1 protein-coding gene is annotated in these 1,839 nt (G+C 61.9%); it reads right to left on the bottom strand.

Annotated elements, in window-relative coordinates; translation table 11 throughout:
* Positions 1-1,684, bottom strand: a 1,684-nt coding sequence (gene argS / locus BKD70_RS22160) for an arginine--tRNA ligase (protein ID WP_070415403.1), incomplete at its 3' end; no start/stop codon positions are given.
* Positions 1,685-1,839 lie beyond the last annotated feature (155 nt).

Consider the following 1,839-nt stretch of genomic DNA (forward strand, 5'->3'; position numbering starts at 1 on the left):
TGCGTCCAGCCAATGCGGCAAGGCGCAGGCGACTTTGTTTCTGGGCTTCGTCGTCGGCGGTCAGGATCGGGCAGTTCTCGTAGAAACTGGAGAACAGGCCGGCCACTTCGTACAAATAGGTGCACAGGATGTGCGGCGTGCCTTTTTCGCCAACGCTGTTGAGCACCTCGCCAAATTGCGCGAGCTTGGCCGCCAGTTCCTGTTCGTGGGCGGCGTCCAGCGCGATCTGGCCTTCGACTTCGCTGAAGTCCTTGCCCAGCTTGCGGAATACCCCGGCCACGCGAGTGTAGGCGTACAGCAGGTACGGCGCGGTGTTGCCTTCGAAGTTGAGCATCAGGTCGAAGTTGAAGCTGTAGTCGCTGGTGCGGTGCTTGGACAGATCGGCGTATTTCACCGCGCCAATGCCCACCACGCGGGCGATGTTGCGCAGGTCGGCCTCGGCCAGCTCCGGGTTCTTTTCCTTCACCAGGTTGTAGGCACGTTCCTGGGCTTCGGTCAGCAGGTCGATCAGCTTCACGGTGCCGCCGTCGCGGGTCTTGAAGGGGCGGCCATCGGCGCCGTTCATGGTGCCAAAGCCCATGTGCTCCATGTGCATCGGGTGGGTGACGAAACCGGCGCGACGCGCCACTTCGAACACCTGCTGGAAGTGCAGGGCCTGGCGCTGGTCGACGAAGTACAGCGCACGGTCAGCCTTGAGCACGCCACTGCGGTAACGCACGGCGGCCAGGTCAGTGGTGGCGTAGAGGTAGCCGCCATCGGCCTTGACGATGATCACCGGCAGCGGCTCGCCGTCGGCGGTCTTGAATTCTTCGAGGAACACGCACTGGGCGCCGTTGCTTTCGACCAGCAGGCCCTTGGCCTTGAGGTCGTTGACCACGTTGATCAGGTCGTCGTTGTAGGCGCTTTCGCCCATCACGTCGGCCATGGTCAGTTTCACATTGAGCAGCTCGTAGATTTCCTGGCAATGAGACAGGGAAATTTCACGGAAGCGGTTCCACAGCGCCAGGCATTCTTCGTCGCCGGCTTGCAGCTTGACCACCAGGCCGCGGGCGCGGTCAGCGAACTCTTCGGATTCATCGAAACGCTTTTTGGCAGCACGGTAGAAATTTTCCAGGTCGGCCAGCTCGTTGCTGGTGATCGGGTTTTCCTGCAGATAGGCCATCAGCATGCCGAACTGGGTACCCCAGTCGCCCACGTGGTTCTGGCGGATCACGGTGTCGCCGAGGAATTCCAGCACCCGTGCCACGCCATCGCCAATGATAGTGGAGCGCAGGTGGCCCACGTGCATTTCCTTGGCCAGGTTCGGTGCCGACAGGTCGATGACCACGCGCTGGCTGTCGCCGGCCTTGCGTGCACCGATGCGCGCATCGGCCAGGGCGGCATCCAGGCGTGACGCCAGGGCCTGGGTGTTCTGGAAGAAGTTGATAAAGCCTGGGCCGGCGATTTCGGCCTTGGTGACACTGGCGTCAGCCGGCAGGGCTGCGATGATTTTTTCTGCCAGGTCACGCGGCTTCATGCCGGCCGGCTTGGACAGCATCATCGCGATGTTGCTGGCGAAGTCGCCATGGGTCTTGTCGCGGGTGTTCTCCACCTGGATCGCCGGCGACAGGCCTTCAGGCAACACACCTTCGTGGACGAGTTGGGTGAGGGCTTGTTGGATCAGCTGGCGAATGGTGTCTTTCATGGTGTTCTCTTTCGACCGCAAGCGGCGGCGCGCGATGCGCAGGTGGAAAAACTGGGCATTATCCGTGGCGAGGGCGGGCTTGCCAACCGTTCAGACTATATGGCGGACCTGCGGGCCTCTTCGCGGGCAAGCCCGCTCCCACATTTAAGGGTATT

Source organism: Pseudomonas sp. BS-2016 (assembly GCF_001806145.1).
Classification (GTDB): domain Bacteria; phylum Pseudomonadota; class Gammaproteobacteria; order Pseudomonadales; family Pseudomonadaceae; genus Aquipseudomonas; species Aquipseudomonas lundensis.